The sequence below is a fragment of the bacterium genome (genome assembly GCA_020444325.1).
GTDB lineage: Bacteria > Bacteroidota > Ignavibacteria > SZUA-365 > SZUA-365 > BM516.
The window spans coordinates 271390-291639 of the sequence record JAHLLD010000002.1; the positions used below are offsets into that span (position 1 = coordinate 271390).

The 20250-nt window shown below is 55.8% G+C and carries 19 protein-coding genes and 1 tRNA gene; 10 read left to right on the forward strand and 10 right to left on the reverse strand.

The features are described from left to right. The first annotated feature begins 36 nt into the window (after positions 1 to 36). Positions 37 to 954: an SIR2 family protein gene (locus KQI65_03880; GenBank protein ID MCB2203864.1), complete on the forward strand. Its 918-nt coding sequence runs from the start codon at positions 37 to 39 to the stop codon at positions 952 to 954. Positions 955 to 1205: 251 nt separating this feature from the next. On the opposite strand, the gene KQI65_03885 is transcribed toward KQI65_03880, so the two are convergent. Continuing rightward, positions 1206 to 1279: transfer RNA gene (locus KQI65_03885), tRNA-Pro, on the reverse strand. Between the two features lie 220 nt (positions 1280 to 1499). Between KQI65_03885 and KQI65_03890 the strand changes: the two genes are divergently transcribed. Beyond that, a complete protein-coding gene (locus KQI65_03890) occupies positions 1500 to 3104 on the forward strand; it encodes a right-handed parallel beta-helix repeat-containing protein (GenBank protein MCB2203865.1) in 1605 nt (534 codons plus the stop codon). A 20-nt stretch (positions 3105 to 3124) separates the two neighbouring features. Here the strand turns inward: KQI65_03890 and KQI65_03895 are convergent, their stop codons facing one another. Further along, a complete protein-coding gene (locus tag KQI65_03895) occupies positions 3125 to 3760 on the reverse strand; it encodes a hypothetical protein (protein ID MCB2203866.1) in 636 nt (211 codons plus the stop codon). Between the two features lie 242 nt (positions 3761 to 4002). Then, entirely contained in the window at positions 4003 to 4431 is a 429-nt protein-coding gene (locus KQI65_03900) for a hypothetical protein (GenBank protein MCB2203867.1), read from the reverse strand. A 556-nt stretch (positions 4432 to 4987) separates the two neighbouring features. On the opposite strand from KQI65_03900, the gene KQI65_03905 reads away from it, so the two are divergent. The 6 genes from KQI65_03905 to KQI65_03930 all read left to right on the forward strand — a co-directional run bounded on the left by KQI65_03905 (position 4988) and on the right by KQI65_03930 (position 11086). After that, on the forward strand, positions 4988 to 5842 hold the full coding sequence (locus KQI65_03905; protein ID MCB2203868.1) for an ATP-binding protein: 855 nt from the start codon (positions 4988 to 4990) through the stop codon (positions 5840 to 5842). After that, positions 5839 to 6720 carry a P-loop NTPase gene (locus KQI65_03910; protein MCB2203869.1) on the forward strand — a complete coding sequence of 294 codons (882 nt, stop codon included), beginning with the start codon at positions 5839 to 5841 and terminating at the stop codon, positions 6718 to 6720. Before KQI65_03905 ends, KQI65_03910 begins: the two co-directional genes overlap by 4 nt. Beyond that, positions 6717 to 7058: a NifB/NifX family molybdenum-iron cluster-binding protein gene (locus KQI65_03915; protein MCB2203870.1), complete on the forward strand. Its 342-nt coding sequence runs from the start codon at positions 6717 to 6719 to the stop codon at positions 7056 to 7058. Before KQI65_03910 ends, KQI65_03915 begins: the two co-directional genes overlap by 4 nt. A 259-nt stretch (positions 7059 to 7317) precedes the next feature. Next, entirely contained in the window at positions 7318 to 7761 is a 444-nt protein-coding gene (locus KQI65_03920; GenBank protein ID MCB2203871.1) for a hypothetical protein, read from the forward strand. Positions 7762 to 7773: 12 nt separating this feature from the next. Beyond that, the gene (locus KQI65_03925) at positions 7774 to 9474 is read left to right on the forward strand and encodes an NAD(P)-dependent oxidoreductase (protein ID MCB2203872.1); all 1701 of its coding nucleotides are present in this window, start codon (positions 7774 to 7776) and stop codon (positions 9472 to 9474) included. A gap of 226 nt (positions 9475 to 9700) precedes the next feature. Further along, positions 9701 to 11086: a S8 family serine peptidase gene (locus KQI65_03930; GenBank protein ID MCB2203873.1), complete on the forward strand. Its 1386-nt coding sequence runs from the start codon at positions 9701 to 9703 to the stop codon at positions 11084 to 11086. A gap of 148 nt (positions 11087 to 11234) precedes the next feature. Here KQI65_03930 and KQI65_03935 read toward each other — a convergent pair whose 3' ends face one another. From KQI65_03935 to KQI65_03965, 7 genes are all read right to left on the reverse strand, one after another. After that, on the reverse strand, positions 11235 to 12146 hold the full coding sequence (locus tag KQI65_03935; protein MCB2203874.1) for a DNRLRE domain-containing protein: 912 nt from the start codon (positions 12144 to 12146) through the stop codon (positions 11235 to 11237). A 228-nt stretch (positions 12147 to 12374) separates the two neighbouring features. Next, entirely contained in the window at positions 12375 to 13724 is a 1350-nt protein-coding gene (locus KQI65_03940; GenBank protein ID MCB2203875.1) for an MFS transporter, read from the reverse strand. 44 nt (positions 13725 to 13768) lie between these two features. Continuing rightward, positions 13769 to 14224 carry a transcription antitermination factor NusB gene (gene nusB, locus KQI65_03945; GenBank protein ID MCB2203876.1) on the reverse strand — a complete coding sequence of 152 codons (456 nt, stop codon included), beginning with the start codon at positions 14222 to 14224 and terminating at the stop codon, positions 13769 to 13771. 73 nt (positions 14225 to 14297) lie between these two features. Next, complete coding sequence (locus KQI65_03950) at positions 14298 to 15125, reverse strand: ABC transporter ATP-binding protein (GenBank protein ID MCB2203877.1); 828 nt, start codon at positions 15123 to 15125, stop codon at positions 14298 to 14300. After that, positions 15122 to 15757 carry a hypothetical protein gene (locus tag KQI65_03955; protein MCB2203878.1) on the reverse strand — a complete coding sequence of 212 codons (636 nt, stop codon included), beginning with the start codon at positions 15755 to 15757 and terminating at the stop codon, positions 15122 to 15124. Before KQI65_03955 ends, KQI65_03950 begins: the two co-directional genes overlap by 4 nt. A 2-nt stretch (positions 15758 to 15759) precedes the next feature. Beyond that, the gene (locus KQI65_03960) at positions 15760 to 16767 is read right to left on the reverse strand and encodes an A/G-specific adenine glycosylase (protein MCB2203879.1); all 1008 of its coding nucleotides are present in this window, start codon (positions 16765 to 16767) and stop codon (positions 15760 to 15762) included. Further along, positions 16764 to 17162 (reverse strand): (deoxy)nucleoside triphosphate pyrophosphohydrolase, encoded by a 399-nt coding sequence (locus KQI65_03965; GenBank protein MCB2203880.1) that lies wholly within the window; start codon positions 17160 to 17162, stop codon positions 16764 to 16766. The genes KQI65_03960 and KQI65_03965 overlap by 4 nt, the downstream gene beginning before the upstream one ends. 283 nt (positions 17163 to 17445) lie before the next feature. On the opposite strand from KQI65_03965, the gene KQI65_03970 reads away from it, so the two are divergent. After that, positions 17446 to 18723 (forward strand): citrate (Si)-synthase, encoded by a 1278-nt coding sequence (locus tag KQI65_03970; protein MCB2203881.1) that lies wholly within the window; start codon positions 17446 to 17448, stop codon positions 18721 to 18723. A gap of 321 nt (positions 18724 to 19044) precedes the next feature. Next, positions 19045 to 20127, forward strand: coding sequence for a redox-regulated ATPase YchF (gene ychF / locus KQI65_03975; GenBank protein MCB2203882.1), 1083 nt, complete (start codon positions 19045 to 19047; stop codon positions 20125 to 20127). The last annotated feature ends 123 nt before the right edge of the window (positions 20128 to 20250 follow it).

Genomic DNA, 20250 nt, shown 5'->3' on the forward strand with positions numbered 1-20250 from the left:
CACCAAGTTCTACACGAATAAGAATCGGAGGCTGCAATGGTTACCGAACCAACTGTGCTCATTCTGGGTGCTGGGGCGAGCAAACCTTATCGCTTCCCTCTGGGAGCCGAACTGCGTGACGAAGTCCTGCGGGTAAAATGGCAGGAAGAACAGTATGACGAACTCAAGCACATTGGTATTGATCCCGACCACTACGGAATGTTCGAACACGTATTGCGGCGATCGGGGGCAGCCTCAGTTGATGCTTTTCTTGAGGACGACGATCGTAGTGTGCAGGAAGGACGTTTCCTTGGCATTGGAAAGGCTGCGATGGCGTACTGTATGCTGCAAGCTGAACGAAAAACCAGGGAGCACCTATTTCCACCTAATCAACCAGCAGATCACTGGTACCAATCGCTATGGGGTATCATCAAAGCCCCAACTTGGGAAGAATACTGCGCTCAACCGCTCGCCATTGTGACATTCAACTACGATCGTTCACTGGAGTTCTACTTGAGCGAAGTGATCAACTTCGAGTACTCCATGCATCCTGTGTTTGACCAGTCTGAAATCCCGATCATGCATGTACATGGAAGCTTAGGGCCCTTCTCGAGCGAGACCTATGGATCAGGCGTGAGTCCAGATCTGATCGACGCTGCCGTCAACAGCATTCGAGTCGTTCATGAGGCGCATATCGAGGACTCCGAATTCCAACATGTACGAACCATGATCACCAGTGCGACTAAGGTGCTATTCGTAGGATTCGGGTACGCAGACGCGAACATGAAGAAACTTGGAATCCCCGAGGGTCTGCATAGACAAAAATGGGGAGATAATCCCCAGATCCTCGGAACACATAAAGGGATCAATGCACCCCGGTGGCGACGGCTTTGTGATCAGCTACGTTTCAGCCCAGGAGCTGATAAAACGGGTGGCGGGAAGATTTCAGCTTTTATCGAGGACCGGTTGCATTGATGCATCGGATGCGCAGTGAGAAACCACGCAACCACAGAGCCCCAGAGACGGATGTGAACAATTCGGCGAGTCACCTTGGATCTGTCCAACCTGGTTGAAACAGACTAACCTGATCAGATAGGACGGCAATTGGCATCCTAATCCATGAGAGTGAACAACAACGGCCTGCACCGGAGAACGATGCAGGCCGCACAAACCGTCCCGTAAACGTACCGCAGTTCCAGCGAATATGTTGTAGGACAACGACTTAGTCGGGGTGGCCGGATTTGAACCGACGACCTCCTGCTCCCAAAGCAGGCGCGATACCGGGCTACGCTACACCCCGAATCTTCTAATATAGCTGGAAAAATGTGGGGGAGCAAGGTTGTGTGGTGTTGGATGGAGAAGGGATGGCTGATGGGGTGGGGACTCAGTGAATGTATCGAGTATGGGAGCGGCCTTGGGGGCGTTGACGGGGGCTGTGCGCCTGATGTATCTTGTCAGGTGTGCGCTGGCTGTGCCGAGGATCGTTGCGCGGATTATTCTTTCATTTGCTCCAGGGTTGTATGCGTTTGTTGTTGTGCATGCTCGTGCTTGTGCTGGCGGTACCGGGGTGGTCGCTGGCACGGCAGTTTCATGTTGATCCGATCCATGGGAGTATGCAGAATGATGGGTCGGCTTCGGCGCCGTGGGCGACGCTGCAGGAGGTGGTGGAGGCAGGACTGATTTCTTCTTTCGAGTTTGCGCCCCTGCCGTATGATCCGGCGACAAGTTCGCTGGTTGCGAAGAATGCCGGTGCTCCGGTGCAAGGCGGGGATACTTTGGTGCTGCATGCCGGACTCCATGGCTCGCTGCTTCTGCGCGGCTATCGTAATGCGCGTGAGATTGTGGTGATGGCGGCGGATGGGGAGGAGGCGATTCTCGGCAGCATGCATTTGCTCGCCTGCAGCAGGTGGAAGTTTCTCGGAGTGCGGGTCAGTACCGAGCCGTATGGCGCGTACGACGGCGGCAACCTCGTGTATCTCGAAAGTCATGGATATGCAGGACCCACTGCTCACATCACACTCGACAACTGTGATGTCTACAGCGCTGAACAGCCTTGGGATACGGCCGAGGAGTGGTTGGATAAAGTATCGTCAGGGATTTTCGTACGCTGTGATTCGTCGTTGGTCACAGGCTGTACAGTGCGCAACACCGATATGGGTGTCATGGTGATGGGGGATGCGAATATCATCCGCGGCACCGAGGTCGTGAATTTTTCGGGCGATGGCATGCGCATTCTCGGGAGCTGGAATCTTTTCGAAGCGAACATCATCCGCAATTGCTATGACGTCGATGATAATCATGATGACGGGATACAGTCCTACACCACGGGGGGACTCACAGTCGATCACAACATCGTTCGTCGAAACATTATCCTGAACTATACTGACCCGGATCAGCCGCTGCGGGGACCTCTCCAGGGAATCGGCTGTTTTGATGGCTTCTACAATGACTGGGTGGTGGAAAACAACCTCATCGTCGTCGATCACTGGCATGGCATCACCTTCATGGGCGCACGCAACTGCCGCATCATCAACAATACGGTGCTGGATCCCACGCCCGGAGTTCGTCCGGGTCCTTCATGGATACAGATCACCGACACCAAGGGAGGCGAGAAAAGCAGCGGCTGCCTGGTCAAAAACAATGTCAGCAACCAGTTCGTCGTCGAGGACCTCCCCAACCCGAACGCCGTTTTGCGAAACATCTCCGAGTACGATCTGAACTTCCGCAATGCCGCCACCCTGGATTTCCACCTCCTGCCGAACAGCGTTTTGATCGATGGAGCGGACGGCATCGTAGCCCCGCCGGACGATCTGGATGGGAACCCGCGTCCCACAAACGGCGCACCCGATATTGGCTGCTATGAGTTCCAGGCAAACACCGATGTCGATGAATTGCCACAGGTGAGCAATCTTGAACTCTATCCGAATCCAGCGCGGGACGTTGTCCATATCCTCTCATCAAACCGAGAGGCGATGACGTATCAAATCTTCGACCAGTTGGGGCGCTGTGTAATGCAGGGAGGACTTTCTCGCGGTACGCCGCAGCTTACCGTCTCCCATCTGCGCAGCGGCCTGTACCTCATCCTCCTCGGTGAGCAGCACCTCCCATTCGTCGTGCTGAAGTGACACGATCACATTTCGCTGACTTAGACAGCATTTTCAGGACGGCGTTTGTTCTCTGCAGGTGCATCTCGACCGGGCAACGCAAACAGAAGCATTGCTGAAGCAAGAAGCACGATGTCGATCGTAACACCGAGTCGAAAGGCTCCGAAAGTGCCATAGAGAATTCCTGCCGAAGCAAGAACGCGCGTCCAGCTCTTCGATCCGAGCCCTCCACAAAGCATGGTGATCCCAATCACCATTGAGAGTGTGGGACACGGTACGAGTCCGAGCGGAGCGCTTAGCAGATAGTGCCAGATACCGGTATCAGCCTGAAAATGGGGATATACCCAGGCGAAAACGATCATGGCGACGGCAGAATATTTCCATTTCCCATCTATCCTCACCCTCGCACCTGGAAATCGTAGAGCGATGACAACAAGCGCGACCGCCAGGATCGCAAACATGCTGCCGTTGAAGGGGTTGCCGTACATCCAGGCAAGTAAACTGACAGACAGCAGTGGTAATGTGAGCAGCAAACCCAACATGCGTTGCGCTGGACGCCGACCCGCTATGAGTGCAATAAGGAGGATGCCTGCCGCGATGTGCCAGAGCAGGGCCAATCCAGTAAACTGTGTGCTTATACTCTGCAGGCTTTCAAGAATCTGATCGGGAGTGGGCATGATGATGCCGGATTCTTTGAGACATATAAGGTAAACGAAGGTATAAGATAATATACGCTTCTATGAAAGAATACGGTGCTGTTTGCAATCTGTTTCATCCATGCGGTGCTGCTCCCGGATGCCATGCTGGATCGATCACGTTCCCATTCCATACCACCCCATAGGGTGGATACAGAAAAGGGCGGACCGGAGTCCGCCCTCTCTTCAATTTTGTCGCGCGGTGGTGACGCGTCGTAAAAGTATTAGTCGCAGGTGGTTTCAGAGCTGACGATTTCATTGACAAGCTCGCCGTTCGCGTTGAAGGTGAATTTCTGCACCATTCGGACACTGAAGCTGCAGCCGTCGGGAGCGACAAAATGCACCTGGAATGTCGCAACACCACTGCCGTCATCCTTTACTTCGATGTTCTGCGTCGAGGCACCTCTCTGTGTGTATGTGCGTCCGCCTGCGGTGGTACCGCTGGCGCCCTTCAGGACGAGATTGCTATTGTTCAAATTTCCAAATCCATTGCGGAAGACAAGTTGTGCCGTTCCCATAACTTCGACGAGTTCATCGCAACAGGGATTGTAAAATAAACCGAAGACCTCGAAATCGTCTACGGAAGCACCGTTCTGTGCGAAGCTGGCCGTTGTCATAAGCAGGAAGGCGGCGAGGATGGTGAGAGCTTTCATGAGGGACTCCAGAAAATGTATGTGAATATGTGTGTATGCCATCGCAATGGCTCTCTTGGCGCGCAACGAGATCGCGTGCAAGCTGCCGTCGCGCAGAGCCAGTTTCCATTTCTCATCACTTCCATTTTCAGGGGAGCGATGGTCAGCAAATGAATATGAGTTGACGATTGACAGCCTTAATATAGCGCGGAATTCCGGTAAGTCAAGAAAAAAAGAAAAAACGTCCATTATTCTTGTCGCGATTACACCGGATTGTGGAACGATGCGAAGGGAACAGAGTGGGGACGCGCATCCCTGTAATGCCCGCGACGATGGGGAACGATGCGAGAGATCTGATGCGGTTCAGGGACCAGGTCTTTGGTGGTCAGTACTGCCTGATCGATAGAAAATAACCCCTTGCATTATGAACATATGTTCGTTATTATGGGTGCGGGAGTTATGAATATATGTGCAAAAAGGTGATGCAAATTCGAGCACAATACCGACAGCACGGCAACCTGATTACAGCAGCTGACGCAATGCTGCAGACGACCCCGGTGGGATTTGAGGTGACGCCGTGACCATCGCAATTGCCAGCGGAAAGGGCGGTGCGGGGAAGACTTCAATCGCGACATCTCTGGCGTATCTGCTGGCGCGCGAGCGGCGGGTTGCGCTATTGGATCTCGACGTCGAAGAACCGAATGCCCATCTCTACTTCAACGTCCCTGTGAGCAGGAGCGAACAGGTGAGCGGTATGATACCCGTGGTCGAAGAGCAATTCTGTTCCCGCTGCGGCCGCTGCCAGGAGGTGTGTGCGTATCACGCCATCCTGGTTTTTCCCTCCCAGGTACTCGTTTTTCCGGAGCTTTGCAAGAGCTGCAGGGGCTGCGTTGCGCTGTGTCCTGAAGGAGCGATTCTGGAAGGCACAAAAAGCATCGGTGTCGTCGAGCGCCGCGAGGTGGAAAACCTGGCCATTACTTCGGGCCGGCTGGATGTCGGTTCCACCGAAGCGCCGGCACTGATCCGCGCTGTGAAGGAACGTGCGGACGATAGTGAGCAGCTTACCATCATAGATGCGCCACCGGGCACGGCCTGCGCCGCAGTAGAAGCGGTGCGGCACGCGGATCTCACCGTCGTCGTGGCGGAGTCCACTCCTTTCGGACTCCATGACATGATTCTTGCCGTGAGCATGCTCCGGGAACTGGAGCAGAATTTTGCCGTGCTCATCAACAAGTCGGTGGCACACGATACGACCGTACATGCTTTTTGCATGAAAGAGGGAATCCGCATCCTGGGTGAAATTCCCCAGAGCAGGGAGATCGCACGTGCCGGGGCGCGGGGAATGCTGCTGCCGAGAGTCCTTCCAAACTTTACACCGCTGCTCATGACCGTACTCGAGGAAATTATGCGCCGTGAAGAGGTGACGTCATGAAACAGATCGTGATCATGAGTGGGAAGGGCGGAACAGGAAAGACGACGATATCGGCTGCGCTGGCACAGATGGCTGGGAGTGATGTCGTGGTTGCGGACTGCGATGTCGATGCGGCAAATCTCCATCTGCTGCTCAAGCCCGTAGAAGTTGAGACGGAGCGCTTTTTCGGTGGTTCGGAACCACTTGTGGACACACGCGGCTGTTCGCAATGCGGCATGTGCGTCAGCGCCTGTGCATGGAATGCGATCCGATATGACGATCATTCCGTCGTGATTGATCCGTACGCCTGCGAAGGCTGCGGGATTTGCAGCCATGTCTGCATGGACGGCCATATTTCAATGCATCCCCGCGTCACAGGGACGTTCAGCAAGGCAAGGACGCGCTTCGGTCAACTGATGTCACATGCGAATCTCTTCGCGGGACAGGAGAATTCCGGCAAGCTTGTCGCACAGGTACGGAAACAGGCGGTGAGCATCGCTGAGGAACAGGGAAGTGACTGCGTGCTCATCGATGGTCCACCGGGAATAGGGTGTCCGGCAATCTCCGCGGTCTCCGGTGCGACGCATGTGCTCGTCGTGACTGAAGCCACACAGGCAGGTGTGCACGACATGACGCGACTCGTGGCGCTGCTGGAGCGATTTGAGCTCGACATGCTCTGCGTCATTAACAAAACAGATCTCGATCCTACCACGCGCAACGAAATCCATGCCCTGTGCCGCAATCGCGACATACCTGTCATAGCGGAGTTCCCCTGGTCTGATGCATTCCCGGAAATGCTGAGACAGGGGAAGACGCTCCTTGAGTCCGAGGACGAGGAGGTCATCAATTCAATCGAAGAAATATGGAATCATTTCGAAACTGTCGGAGCAGAAACATGATCCTTGCAATCACCGCACATCGCAATGCCTGGGACTCCCCACTCGACGAGCGTTTTGGCAGAGCACAGGGGTTCTTCCTTATTGACGATGTCACCCTGCAAACGCGCTACATCGACAATTCTGTCAATGGCGACGCAGAGCATGGCGCCGGACCCGCATCCGCACAATTGCTTGCCAACCTCAGTGTAAGAACATTGCTCACCGGCCGCGTAGGCCCCAAAGCAGAAGATGCACTCAATGCCGCAAACATACAGGTCATCCAGACCGGGACCGCAAGCACCGTGAAGGATGCCTGGGAATTATACCTCGAACAGCAACCACGAACACCACAACTTTAACAGGAGGCAGTGATGCCAGGATTTGATCGCACAGGTCCCACAGGAAACGGACCACTGACTGGATGGCAGCGTGGACGCTGCACGGAGACTGATGCCACAGCGACTGATGCCACAGCGAAGCAGCAGGACGATGCATCGACGCAGCGACCCATGCGCGCAGGATTCGGAATCGGGGCGGGACGTGGTAGGGGATCCGGTCGGGGCGGTGGAAGAGGCCGCCGCGTAATGAGTACACGAGGAACTGCTGGATTCAGGAGAGGTGGCCGGGGCCGCTTCCGTGGTGACTGACAGGAAATGGCTTTCGGTCGCACTGGTCGGCATTGCCTTTCATTCCATGCTGACCGGTGTGTTGTTACTGCTTCATCCGGAAGAACTCCTTGTCTGGGCGGGCTGGCATGCACTGTCTGAACCGTTTTTCGCGGTGCAGGGCGGCGTATTCCACCTGCTCCTCGGGGTACTCTATCTCTATACGGCAAGGGTGCGGGAGGGACAGCAGTTCCTTCTGCAATGCATCGTCATTATCAAAAGCGCCGCCGCAGTTTTTCTTCTTACCTACTACGTTTTTGTGGATGCCGTCTGGCTCATTCTGCTTTCCGGTATTGGTGACGGAGCGATGGCCGTCACTGTCCACTTTTTAAGCCGTAGTGCATCCGTTGAGGGGAACGGGAAGCATGCTGATGATCCGCAACACGGCACACAGTAGCGAAGGTGACCGGTGAATATCGATAGAAATGGCGAGGTGATGGACCGGCAGCTGCCGGGTATTGTGGTGACCGGGGCCTCTGGTTTTGTGGGACGACATTTTCTCGAGGCCGCACGGGGGAAGTATCGTCTGTTCTGCCTCGCCCGGCGGTCGCAGTACGAAGCCGGTATTCCGAAAATGGAGCAGCAGAGGTGGACGCAGGTGGATGTCGCACAGCGAGACGCACTGCTGAATGTGTCCGAATGCATCGAGGCGAATGGCGGGGCAGACTATCTTCTGCACCTCGCCGGGTATTACGATTTCACAAACAGGGAACACCCCGAGTACGAACGTACCAATGTGAGAGGTACACGAAATGTCCTCGACCTCGCATCGAAGCTCGGCATCAAACGCGTGATCTTCGCAAGCTCACTCGCGGCATGCAGTTTTCCGGAACGTGGTGCATGTATTACCGAGGAGAGTTCTGCGGATGCCACTGTTCCGTATGCGCGCAGCAAGCGGGATGCGGAAGAAGTGATACGCGAGCATGATGCGCCATTTGCACGTACTATCGTCCGTCTGGCGGCAATCTTCAGCGACTGGTGCGAGTATCCCCCCGTATACGCGTTCCTCAATACCTGGCTCTCTTCGGCATGGAACGCGCGTATGCTGGGCGGGCGAGGGAAAAGCGCTGTCCCGTATCTCCACATCAGGGATCTGGTTTCCCTCTTCCTCCGCATAGTTGAAAAATCAGCAGCGCTTCCACCTTTCGCTGTCTATAACGCCAGTCCATCGCATACAACGTCCCATGAACAGCTCTTCTGCACCTCGACGCGCTTCCTTTACGGAAGGGAATGCGCGCCGGTGCATATCCCACGTGCGATGGCGCTCCCTGCCGTGGCCTTGCGGCAGGCTGTGGCCTCGCTGTTCGGGAAATCGCCATTCGAAAAAATCTGGATGCTGCGCTATATCGACCGTGAGCTGCGCGTCGATGCAACACATACGTACCGTGAGACCGGGTGGAAACCCACGCCACGCTATGATCTCGCGCGCCGCATGCTCATCCTCATTGAAAACATGAAGACGCAGCCTGAGCTCTGGACGCAGCGGAATCAGGCGGCGTTCGTCCGTGTCGCACAGCGCCCGAATCTCACAATCGCCAGTATGCTCAAGGTGGACAGTGAGATCATCATTCCTGACATCGTACAGCGTATCCGAGATGAGCAGGATTCCGGCGGATGCAGCGATTACGTTCGCATGACAGCACAGACGCTCACTGCCTACGTTACACTTTTCTTCGAGGTGCTGCTCTTTTCCATTCGTACCCGCGATCGCCGTCCCATTCGGACCTATGCGCGCCTCCTGGCTTTTCACCGGCAGCGTGAAGGTTTCGAGCAGGATCAGGTGAGTATCGCGATAGAACTGTTCGGTCCCGTACTGCATGCGTGCATCGCAAAGAAAAAACAGCCTGGTATCAGGATCGAACATATCCAGGAGGCTGTCGATCTGAGCCTGCAGCTTGCGCTCGATGAGGTGGAGGAGGCGTATGATCGCATGCGCGAACGTGGACATGTGCCGCCCACTGAAGCGGTGAACATTTTCAGTGATGTGGTGGAGATGATACGCCTCGTTGATGAACTGCATGATGTGTGCAGGGACAGTGTTGACGTGCTCAGCAGATTGACAGCAGCGCATCCCGGGGTACGGACACCGCTGAACAAACCGGATATGTGAGCATTGCGCTACGCCCGGCAACAGGGGACAGGAAGAAAAAGGATAAAACACATGAAAAATGGGTAGTACCACCTATTGTGGAGGGTGGGATGGATGTGTATCCTGTAGATGTCACTAACGAGAATAAGTCTAAATCAAGAACAGTGAGCGCAACAGCGCCCCGTGTCAACGCGTAGCCAGCGGCTGCGGAATCCATTTTCATAATGATTGCTCCATGGAGGACATCATGAAACGCACACTATCCACTTCGCTATATATTGGGTTGTTTTTCCTTTCTCTCATCGCGCTCGAGGGCACACTTGACGCGGCACCCGTCCATGACGGCGACGGAAACGGCTACCAGGTCACAGATCACTATCTGGTGAAATTCGAGGGGGATGAAGCCGGTTTCAGGCTGCGGATGCGGGCCATGAACTGCAAGGTAGACGAAGTCTGGCCGCAGATTCGCATCGCATGCATCAGCGATGTGAAGGATGCGATGATTCCGCTCATTATGGAGGAACAGACGCTCGAGGAATTTGTTCGCGATGTTTCCGTGGACTGGGTCAACGCGATATCTTCCGACATCAATGTCACCGTGCAGGCAGCAGGCACGAGCACGGATGGCAGCCTCCGTTCGGGTGAGGACGCTGAGTTTTACGATATACAGTGGGGACTGCAGCAGATCAAGGCTTCCGAAGCATGGAAGTCCGCACGCGGTGACCGCTCGGTGCGCGTTGGCGTGCTCGATACTGGCATCAGTCCTGATCATGTAGACCTGAAAGGAAAGTATGACCTCGATGCAAGCATCAACCTCAGTGCTTCCAATCCCGCCGACAAGCGTGATTTCATTGATCGTCATTACCACGGTACGCATGTCTCCGCGCTGATTTCGTCCAACAACCTCGGTGTGGCCGGTATCGCGCCGGATATCACGCTCGTTGGAGTCAAGGTGCTCGATGATGAAGGACGTGCATCATTCGCGAATCTCATTGCTGGAATCATGTACGCGGTGGACGTCGCCGATGTGGATGTTATCAACCTCAGTGCCGGTGGACTCGGAAGTCTCTCCCAGATTTCCACAATATCTGAAATGCTGCATGCTGCCATCGACTACGCAGAACGTCATGGTGTGGCCGTTGTGGCTTCGGCCGGGAATGCTGGAATGGATCTGCGCGCCAGCTCCATGCAGAGCTTCGTGGTGACCGATGAAGCCGGTACGCTGCTCGTCAGCGCCAGTGGTCCTGCAAGTGCGCGGGGAAGCGAAAAGCTCGCCTGCTATTCGAACTATGGTTCGGACGTCGTCGGACTCGCAGCCCCGGGCGGAAGCATAGACTGCAACAACAATGCCTTCAGGAGCATGGATGAAATGGTTATTTCCGCACTCGCGCCTGCCGTTGCAAAGCGAATGGGACTGCGGAATCCCGATGGCTGGTACATGTTCTCGACGGGCACGAGCATGGCGGCACCGCTGGTGTCGGGACTCGCGGCCCTGGTCAAGAGTGAACATCCGGATTGGGATGCCACCGCTATCTGTGAGAAACTCAAAGACAGCGCCGACGATCTCGGACTCCCCGGAAAGGACGGAGAATTCGGCTATGGACGCATTAATGCGGAACTGGCCCTGAAATAGGACACTGCAGAAGGAGGAGTTGTGAGAATTCTTCCTGGCATAGAAAAACGCGGACGTCATGTGCACACTCATGACGTCCGCGTTTTGCATTATGCAGAAACTGCATATTTCCCAGCACGCAATTATGCAGAAACTGCATAATCCTGTTCTATTGCACGACGAGGGACTTTATTTCGACCTGCGCATCGGTTCCGAGACGCAGCCAGTACTGTCCCGATGCATATCCGGTGAGCGGGAGATGCAGCAGCGTACTGCCCTCGACATCCCAAGACAACAGTACCTGTCCCACGGAATTGAGTAATTCTACGTAGCCGCGGCTTCCCTCGGGCAGCTCGGCCTTGATTTCCACCTGGGTGGAAGAAGGATTCGGATACACGTCGAGCTTCAGCGGCATGCTTCTGCCGTGATGCACCGAAGATGTGGCCCTGTCACCGAATTGCAGTTCCAGTTTCGGACGGCGCGAAGGATCGTGATAATCACTGGTGGCGAACACCAGGGCACGGTAGAAATCCTCTTCCTCGAGCATGATGGCGAAACCGTGGCTGCGATCGGGGAAGCGGTACAGCATGTCGCGTACCAGCGCAGTAACGTCTATCGTATAATCTTCATTCCCCAGCTGCGACGCGGGGAGCTGCACCTGATGCAGATCGGTATACGCAGGCTGGTTATTCCAGGACAGTTCTTCCTCATTCCACGGTGTGATCACACGTCGCACCCAGGCGTTGTTCGGTCCGCTCCAAGCGCGATGCTGTCCTTCAAACGTGCCGGAGGGATTGTTGTACAGTGTCAGATGTGCTGATACCAGATCCTTTCGTGTGATGCCCGACAGGTCAAAGGCGACATAGCTGCGTGCGCAGACCGGCACGCCCTGGTCCGTCCACGCGTGCACGAGCATTTCTTCATGTGTGGCATAGTTGCGGATGGCCTTGTTATAGAGAGGGTCATCCCAGACCATGGCGTCCTTGCCGTCTTCAGGACCCGGCTGCAGGGTGATGATGGTCTGTGCGCTGCTCAGATTTGCGAGCAGAAGTATGGCGGCGAGAATGGTAAGTGCTTTCATGGTTTCCTCCTCCCGGAGAACGGGTTGGACATATGCTGCGTTCGGTCGCAGCGGTAACGTGTGCAATGTACAACAGCGACCCGCCCCGGGTCTTTTCCCGGGGATGCTGATTTTTGTCCTCATGTTGCATCCTGCATTCAGCGAGGGGACGTAAAAAAGCCGGTTTTGCCTTTATGTTGCAAAACCGGCCTGTCATGTTGCGTGCGCTGTGTTTTCTGGGATTGGAGCTCAGTCCTCCTGGAGTAAGAGCTCCAGCTCGTCGCGTTCGCGTTCGGCTTCACCCAGGCGGACGAAGATGAGGATGAGCATGCCGACGATGAAGAAGGCGACGAGGGAGAGGATGCTCAGGCGTGCCGAGCCGGTGAGCTGGCGGATGAGGGCGAAGACGATGGGACCCCAGATGGCGCTGAATTTTTCGAAGACGGAAAAGAAGCCGAAAAATTCGGCAGAAGCGGCGGGAGGGATGATGCGGCTGTAGAGGGAGCGAGAGAGTGCCTGGCTTCCTCCGAGTACGAGTCCGACCACCGCACCCAGCACCCAGAACTCCATCGGCTGCGTCATGAAAAACGCGTACACGACCACGCCCGTCCATATCACGAGGGAAACAATGACCATGTTCTTGCTGCCGAAGCGTTTCGCAAGCATGCCGAACAGCTGTGCTCCGATAATACCCACGAATTGAATCATCAGCAACGCGCCCATGAGCGTGAGCGTGTCGAAGCCAAGTTCCTCACTTCCGTAGATGGTAGCCATGGCGATCACAGTCTGGATACCGTCATTGTATATCATGAAGGCGAGCAGGAAGATGCCCATCTGTCGAAGCGAACGGATTTTCCCGAAGGTCCTGCGGATGCGCACAAAGCCGTCCTTTACCAGTGTTGGCGTTGAGGGACGCCGTCCCTCCATGCGTGGCTCAGGCAGGCGGCGGAAGGTGATCATGGCGAAACCGCCCCACCAGAGTCCCACACTCCCGAGTGCAATCCTTACGGCCATGATTTCACTCACGCCGAGCAAGTCGTGAAACTGCACGAGTACGAGTTGCAGCGCGAAGAGAAGTCCTCCCCCGGCATAGCCATAGGCATAGCCCTTGCCGGAAACCACATCCTGCATATCCGGCGTGGCGATATGCGGCAGGAAGGCATCATAGAACACGTTGGCGGAGACGAAACTGAGATTTCCCACCATGAACAGAAGAAGTGCCATGGTGACATCGCCTTCTCCGACGAAAAACATCAGCAGGGAGGCGGCGCTGCCCAGGTAGCAGAAGAACATCATGAAGGATTTCTTCGCGGAGGTGCTGTCGGCGATGGCACCGAGTATCGGTGAGCTGAGAAGGACGACAAGGGCGGAGAGTCCGAGCGCGTACCCGTACAGCGACGTCGCGCTGAGGGCATGGATGCCAAGCAGGGGAATGTCAACGCCGCCGGCGGGGACGACAACCTTGTCGAGGTAGGGACCGAACAGGGCTGCGAGTATGGTGACGGCGAAGGCGGAGTTTGCCCAGTCGTACATGTACCAGCCATGGAGTACGCGGTCATGCGCGGTGCGCGTGCGCAGTACCGCTGCGGAAACACTCATGCTGTCCTTTCAGGCTGTGGGAATGCGCGGAACGCGGAGCGACGCTACCTGTCGATCAGTCCGCGCCCTTCTTTCTGAATGCGATTTTCACTGTTCAGTGCACCGAGAATGCTGTCGAGCATGCCGTTGACGAAACGACTGCTCTGATCGGTGCTGTAGCGCTTGGCGATATCCACGCACTCGTTGATCGAGACCTTGGTGGGAATTTCCGGGAAATGCAGGAATTCGACGATACCCATGCGGAGGAGGATGCGGTCCATCGTCGCGATGCGATCGAAATCCCAGTGCTGGGCTTTCTCGCGAATCAGAAGGTCTGCCTCGCTGCGGTGATTGAGTACGGAATACACCAGCGCCTGGGCGAAGCGATAGAGGTCGTCGTTCTCCCCGAGTTCCTCACCGGCGATGGATTCCAGAAGCATTTCTATGGGTTCGCGCGAAATTTCGTAGGCATACAGAACCTGCATGGCCTTTTCCCGCGCTTCTCTACGTGTGGTCGACATGAGTGTCCAAGCGCAAATAATGATTAACAAAGATAGCGCAACGCGGCGTAGGATGCCACGGTTGCATGGATGTTCAGAGTGTTTCCGGGGGAAGCAGCCGCACGTGCGGGGGGGAGGAATCTTCAATGAGGACGTCAACGCCGAAGTGCCGGGCGATCAGGTCGCTGCGAAGGACCTCAGCCGGATTCCCGTGCGCGGCGATTTTTCCATTATCGACCAGCAGGAGGCGATCGCAGTACATTGCAGCGAGGTTGAGGTCATGCGTGATTATGACGATGCTGCGTCCCTGCTCGGCATGCAGGCGCGAGAGAAGTGCGAAAAGCTGCACCTGGTGACGGATGTCGAGATGTGCATTCGGCTCGTCCAGGAAAATCACCGGGGTATCCTGTGCCAGCGCACGCGCAATGAGGACGCGATGCAGTTCACCGCCCGAAAGCGACGTCGCTTCCCGCGAGGCGAGATGCGACACGCCTACCATTTCCATGGCGGCTTGCACCGCTTCGTGATCGCGCGCATCTTCGAAGCCGAAGCTCTTTGTATGCGGATGGCGTCCGAGCATGACGAGCGAGAACACCGTCCACGGAAACATCACAGCCTCGGTCTGCGGAACGACGGACATCATGCGCGCGCGCTCGCGTGGAGGCATCGCATGGATGGAAACGCCATTTGCAGTCGCGCTGCCTGCACGGGGAGGATACTGTCCGGACAGCAGTCGCAGGACGGTGGTTTTACCCGCGCCGTTGGGTCCGACAATTCCGAGGAATTCTCCCGGTTCGACGCTGCAATCGATATCCTCAAGCACCGCGAGCTTCTCATACGCGAAGCTGCACTGCTGAAGGCGCAGCAGAGGAGGTGACCATGGCGTTGCAGCCTGGGATGAATGTTGAGGATCCGAAGTCATTTCAGAAGGAAACCTGTTTCACGTCGCCAGAGGAGGAGGTCGAGCTCATCCATCGAGATTTCGAGCCTGTGCGCAAGATCCTCAAAAAGTGCTTCAATTTCCATGTAACGGCGCCGGGAAATGGATTTCGGCCATTCATGCAGTACTTCAAGCCGGAGGAGGTTGCGGATGATGTGCCGGTCAACGATGGCGAGATTGCTGCGCCCGATGTTGCGCAGGAAATGGCTCGCTTCCTTGTAGCCGATGCCAGCGATGGTTTCAGCAAGCGTATTGCGCAGGTGGCGGTCCGGCAGGTCGCTGCGGAGTCGTCCCTGCGTATCCATCCACTGCTCGCGAGCCGCAAGCAGGCGCCGTGCCTTGGTGTTGTGAAAACGGACGTAGCCGTTCTCATGATTGCGCAGCAGGGGAGCGGGATCGAAGGCCTTTTCGAGAAAGGACCGGCGTTCGAGCTCTGCGCTGACCAGCGCACATTGCTTCGCGCTCGACTGCGGGGTGAGCATGCAGTAGCAGAGTTCGTAAAACCAGCGGTGCTCGGGAACGGCACGGAATTCTTCGAGTCGAACACGGATATCTGCTCCATGCTCAGCGTATTCCTTCACCAGTTCTTCGTAAATATCGCTTTCCGCTCTCATGTCTAATCCGTCATGCAGATTTTCAAATCTTCGAGTCCTTCCGCATATGCGCGCAGATCTGTCACCTGGCGTCTGCCCCTGCGTGCGCGAATCATGCCGTCCCGCTGCAGCGTCGCGAGAATATCCAGCAGCCTGGGACGCAGATCCGCCTCGCGTGTTGCCCCTGCAGTACCGGCAGGAGTAGTTTCCCCGGCGAACGTCTTTTCCCCGAGTGTTGCGGCGGACATGCAGTGCCCCTTCGCCTGTCTGAGCAGTTCGATAATGCGTCCCCGGTAAATGCGCCGCGGTGTCTCGCGCAGCACGTTGCGTTCGGCCGGAGCCTTTTCTTCGAGCTTGCCGGAAGAGGGACACTGCGTGGTGAGGGGACACTGGTCGCAGGAGGGAACGCGGGCTGTGCATATCGTGGCACCGAGATCCATGAGTGCCTGATTCCAGTTGTAGTATGCGCGTTCGGGGAGGAGCAGGGCCGCTGTCTGCCATATGAGAGGCTCGGGCAGCATGTGGCTGCTGTTTCCCATGTTCTCACTCAGGCGTGAAAGCACGCGCCGGATATTCACATCCACCACCGCATGCCGCTTTCTGAAGCCGAAGCAGGCGATGGCTGATGCCGTATAGCGTCCCACTCCCGGTAGTTTCTGTAATTCCGCCGGATCCGAGGGCAGCGTCCCACCATACTCGTCGCGCACCATGCGTGCTGCCTCATGCAGATGCAATGCGCGGCGATTATAGCCCATTCCCGACCATGCAAGGAGTACCTGGCGCCGGGTCGCCGCTGCGAGTGCATTGATGTCTGGAAAGCGTCCCACCCATCGAGGAAAATGCTCGAGCACGCGCGCAACCTGCGTCTGCTGCAGCATGAATTCGCTTACGAGTACGTAGTAGGGATTGTCGATGTCTCGCCATGGCAGGGTGCGTGCATGACGAGTATACCAGCGGAGAAGACGTTCGCGCAGCTGTTTGCGCCTGTGGGCGGGGAAGGACCGGGATTGAACGTGGACTTGCGCCCTCATTCGAGGTAAGGCAGAATCGGCAGTGACCCTTCAAGCATCTCATAGGTGTGAATCTGTTCAAGTGTCACCCACTTGACATCCTCAAAGACCTTGTTCTGGATTGTACCGCTGTATTCTGTGACGAGGAAAAATGTGATCAGGAAATTCCCTCCATCCGGATACGTCGCCTGTATTGTGCGCAGTTCCTTGGCCTTCACCGGCTCGATATCGAGTTCCTCCCACAGCTCGCGCTCGAGGCATTCGCGCAGGGTTTCGCCCTGGATGAGCTTGCCGCCGGGGAATTCCCACTTGAGTCCGTAGCGATGGTTGATCCCACGCTGACAGATGAGGAACGTCTCCCCGTCACGGATAACAGCGACAGCGACGCGTACGAGTTCTTCATGATCGTCAAACATGGCAGCACCTGGAAAAAGTGTTGTAGATAGCGAGGTGAACCGGTGTCCCGAAGTTCACGACACCAACCGTTCCCTGTAGTCATGGCGGTGTGCGTGCAATATAAGAAATCTTTGTACAGAACAAAGGGAAGAAAACGGGCTCCCTCTCCGTTTTTTTTTCTCGAAACACCAGAAATAAACGGGGGAAATGTCCTTGATATCTTTCATCTTACTGCAGAAATTTCTATAATCATCCTGATACCCTTAATCCACGTACCTACATTCCAAACAGAAGGAAGGACCAATGCCGAAACTCCAGGAAAAACTGGCAGAAGTCTACGCTCCGAAACGCGATGAGATCAAGCAGCTCGTCAAGGAGCATGGCGACAAAGTCGTCTCTCAAGTAACTATCAAGCAGGTGTATGGCGGTATGCGCGGCGTAAAGGGCCTCGTCTGCGATACCTCCGTTGTTCCGCCGGACAAAGGACTTATTATTCGCGGTATCGAGCTGAAAGAGCTCACCGAGAAACTTCCCGAAGAAATTTTCTACCTCCTCCTCTCCGGATCGCTCCCGAATGACGAAGAGCTGGCTGATCTGCAGGCACAGCTGCGCGAGAAGCAGGACGTTCCCAGTTACGTTTGGGACGTGCTCAGCGCCATGCCGGCCGACTCGCATCCGATGGCCATGTTCAACACCGCCATTCTCGTCATGGAGAAGGAATCGGTGTTCCGTCAGCGCTATGACGAAGGCATGAAGAAGGACGAGTACTGGATGGCAACGCTCGACGATGCCATTTCCATCGTCGCCAAGCTGCCGGCCATCGCCGCATGGATCTATCGCAAGCGTTTCGGCAAGGGCGAAGCCATCATGCCCGATCCGAAGCTCGACTGGGGCGCCAATTACGTGCACATGCTCGGACTCGGCGATCCCAACGGTGAATTCACCAAGTTCATGCGCCTCTACCTCGTTCTCCACAGCGACCACGAGGGTGGCAACGTCAGCGCGTTCTCGGCCGCGACGGTCAACAGCGCACTGTCCGATCTCTACTATGCCATGTCGGCAGGACTCAACGGCCTCGCCGGTCCGCTGCATGGACTCGCGAACCAGGAATGCCTCAAGTGGATTCTCGACGTCAACAAGGAATTCGGCGGCGCACCGTCGAAAGAACAGCTCGAGAAGTTCGCGTGGGATACGCTCGATTCCGGAAAGGTGATTCCGGGTTACGGCCACGCCGTGCTGCGCATCACCGACCCGCGCTTCGACGCCTTCCTCGCCTTCGGCAAGCAGTATTGCATGGATGATCCCGTGTTCCAGACCGTTTCCAACGTCTTTGACGTGGTCCCGGGTGTGCTGCGCCAGATCAAGAAGATCGCCGATCCCTGGCCAAACGTCGATGCCGGCTCCGGCGCCATGCTGTATCATTACGGACTCAAGGAGTTCTCCTACTACACGGTGCTCTTCAGCGTCAGCCGCGCTCTGGGAATCGCATCCCAGGCAGTCGTCGCCCGCGCCTACGGACTCCCCATCACCCGTCCGAAATCCGTCCCCTCGTCATGGGTCAAGGATCAGATTAACAGTTAATCATGATCTGATAATCTGGCTGAATCTTTGGAAACCCTCGGTGTTACCGGGGGTTTCCTGCATACGGCAGATTGCAGATGACAAATTGCAGATGACAAATGGCAGATGACAAATTGCAGATGACAAATGGCAGATGGCAAATGACAAATGACCATCGTCCCCACGCAGAGCGTGTGGCCGATGAGCTAATCTGCCATCTGCGATCTGCCATCTGCAATTTGCAATTTGCAATCTGCAATCTGCAATCTGCAATCTGACATCTGCAATTTACCCCCCATTCCCGTATCTTTAGAATCCTGTTACAAGCACTAGGATCACACTATGCAGATCGGACTCGTAGGACTCCCTTTCAGTGGGAAATCGACACTCTTTCAAACCATGACGCGGACGCATCTCGATGAGGCGACGCTGGCCAAGCAGCAGTCGCAGCATGCTATGGTGAAGGTGCCGGATGCGCGCGTGGATAAGCTGGCGGAATTCTTCAACCCGAAGAAGAAAGTCTATACCTCAATCGAATTCGTCGATGTGATCGGCCTCAAGAAGGGCGACCATTCTTCGACGCAGTTCACCAGTTCTTTCCTCGGATCAGTGAAGACGAACGACGCCCTCATGCACGTGGTGCGCATGTTCGATGATCCGATGTATCCGCATCCCGAAGGTGGAGTGGATGCGGCCCGCGATATCGAAATCCTCGAGACGGAATTCCTCCTCAGTGACATGGAAATGGTTGAGAACCGCGTCGAGAAGCTGCGCAAGCAGGTGCAGAAGGTGCAGGACGATAAGCTCAAACACGAACTTGTGGTGCTCGAACGCTTCAAGGAAGCACTCGACGAAGGAAAGCCGCTGCGCACGGTGGAGATCGACAAGCAGGATGCACAGCTGATAAAAGGTTTCCAGTTCCTCACGCAGAAACCGCTGCTCGTTGTCCTCAACATGGAAGAGGACAAGGTGGGAGAGACCGATGGTATCGTGAATGAGCTGCAGGAGCGCTTCAAGGACAGTGGTATCAGCGTGGATGCCTTCTTCGGCAAGATCGAGATGGAACTCGCACAGATGGAGGATGAGGACGCCGCCGAGTTCATGAAGGACTATGGCATCGAGGAATCGGCTCTGACGCGTATTATCCGCTCAGCCTATGAGATGCTCGGACTCATTTCCTTCCTCACTTTCGGCGAGGATGAATGCCGCGCGTGGAATGTTCGCGGCGGAAGCGTCGCTCCGGAAGCAGCGGGTGTCATCCACAGCGACCTGCAGGATCGCTTCATTCGTGCAGAAGTGGTCCACTTCGAGGATTTCGTCGAGTACGGGAGTATCTCGGCCTGCAAGGAGTCCGGGCACTGGCGGCTTGAAGGGAAGGAATACCTGGTGCAGGATGGGGATATGCTGACGATAAGACACGGGTGATATCTCTTGATTGCACAAAGTCACGGAGACACCAAGTCACCAAGAGACTGTAATAAAAAAACCGCCTGTGCTGGGCGGTTTTTTTATCACAATCGGACCATTTACAGAAAAGGTATGGCACAA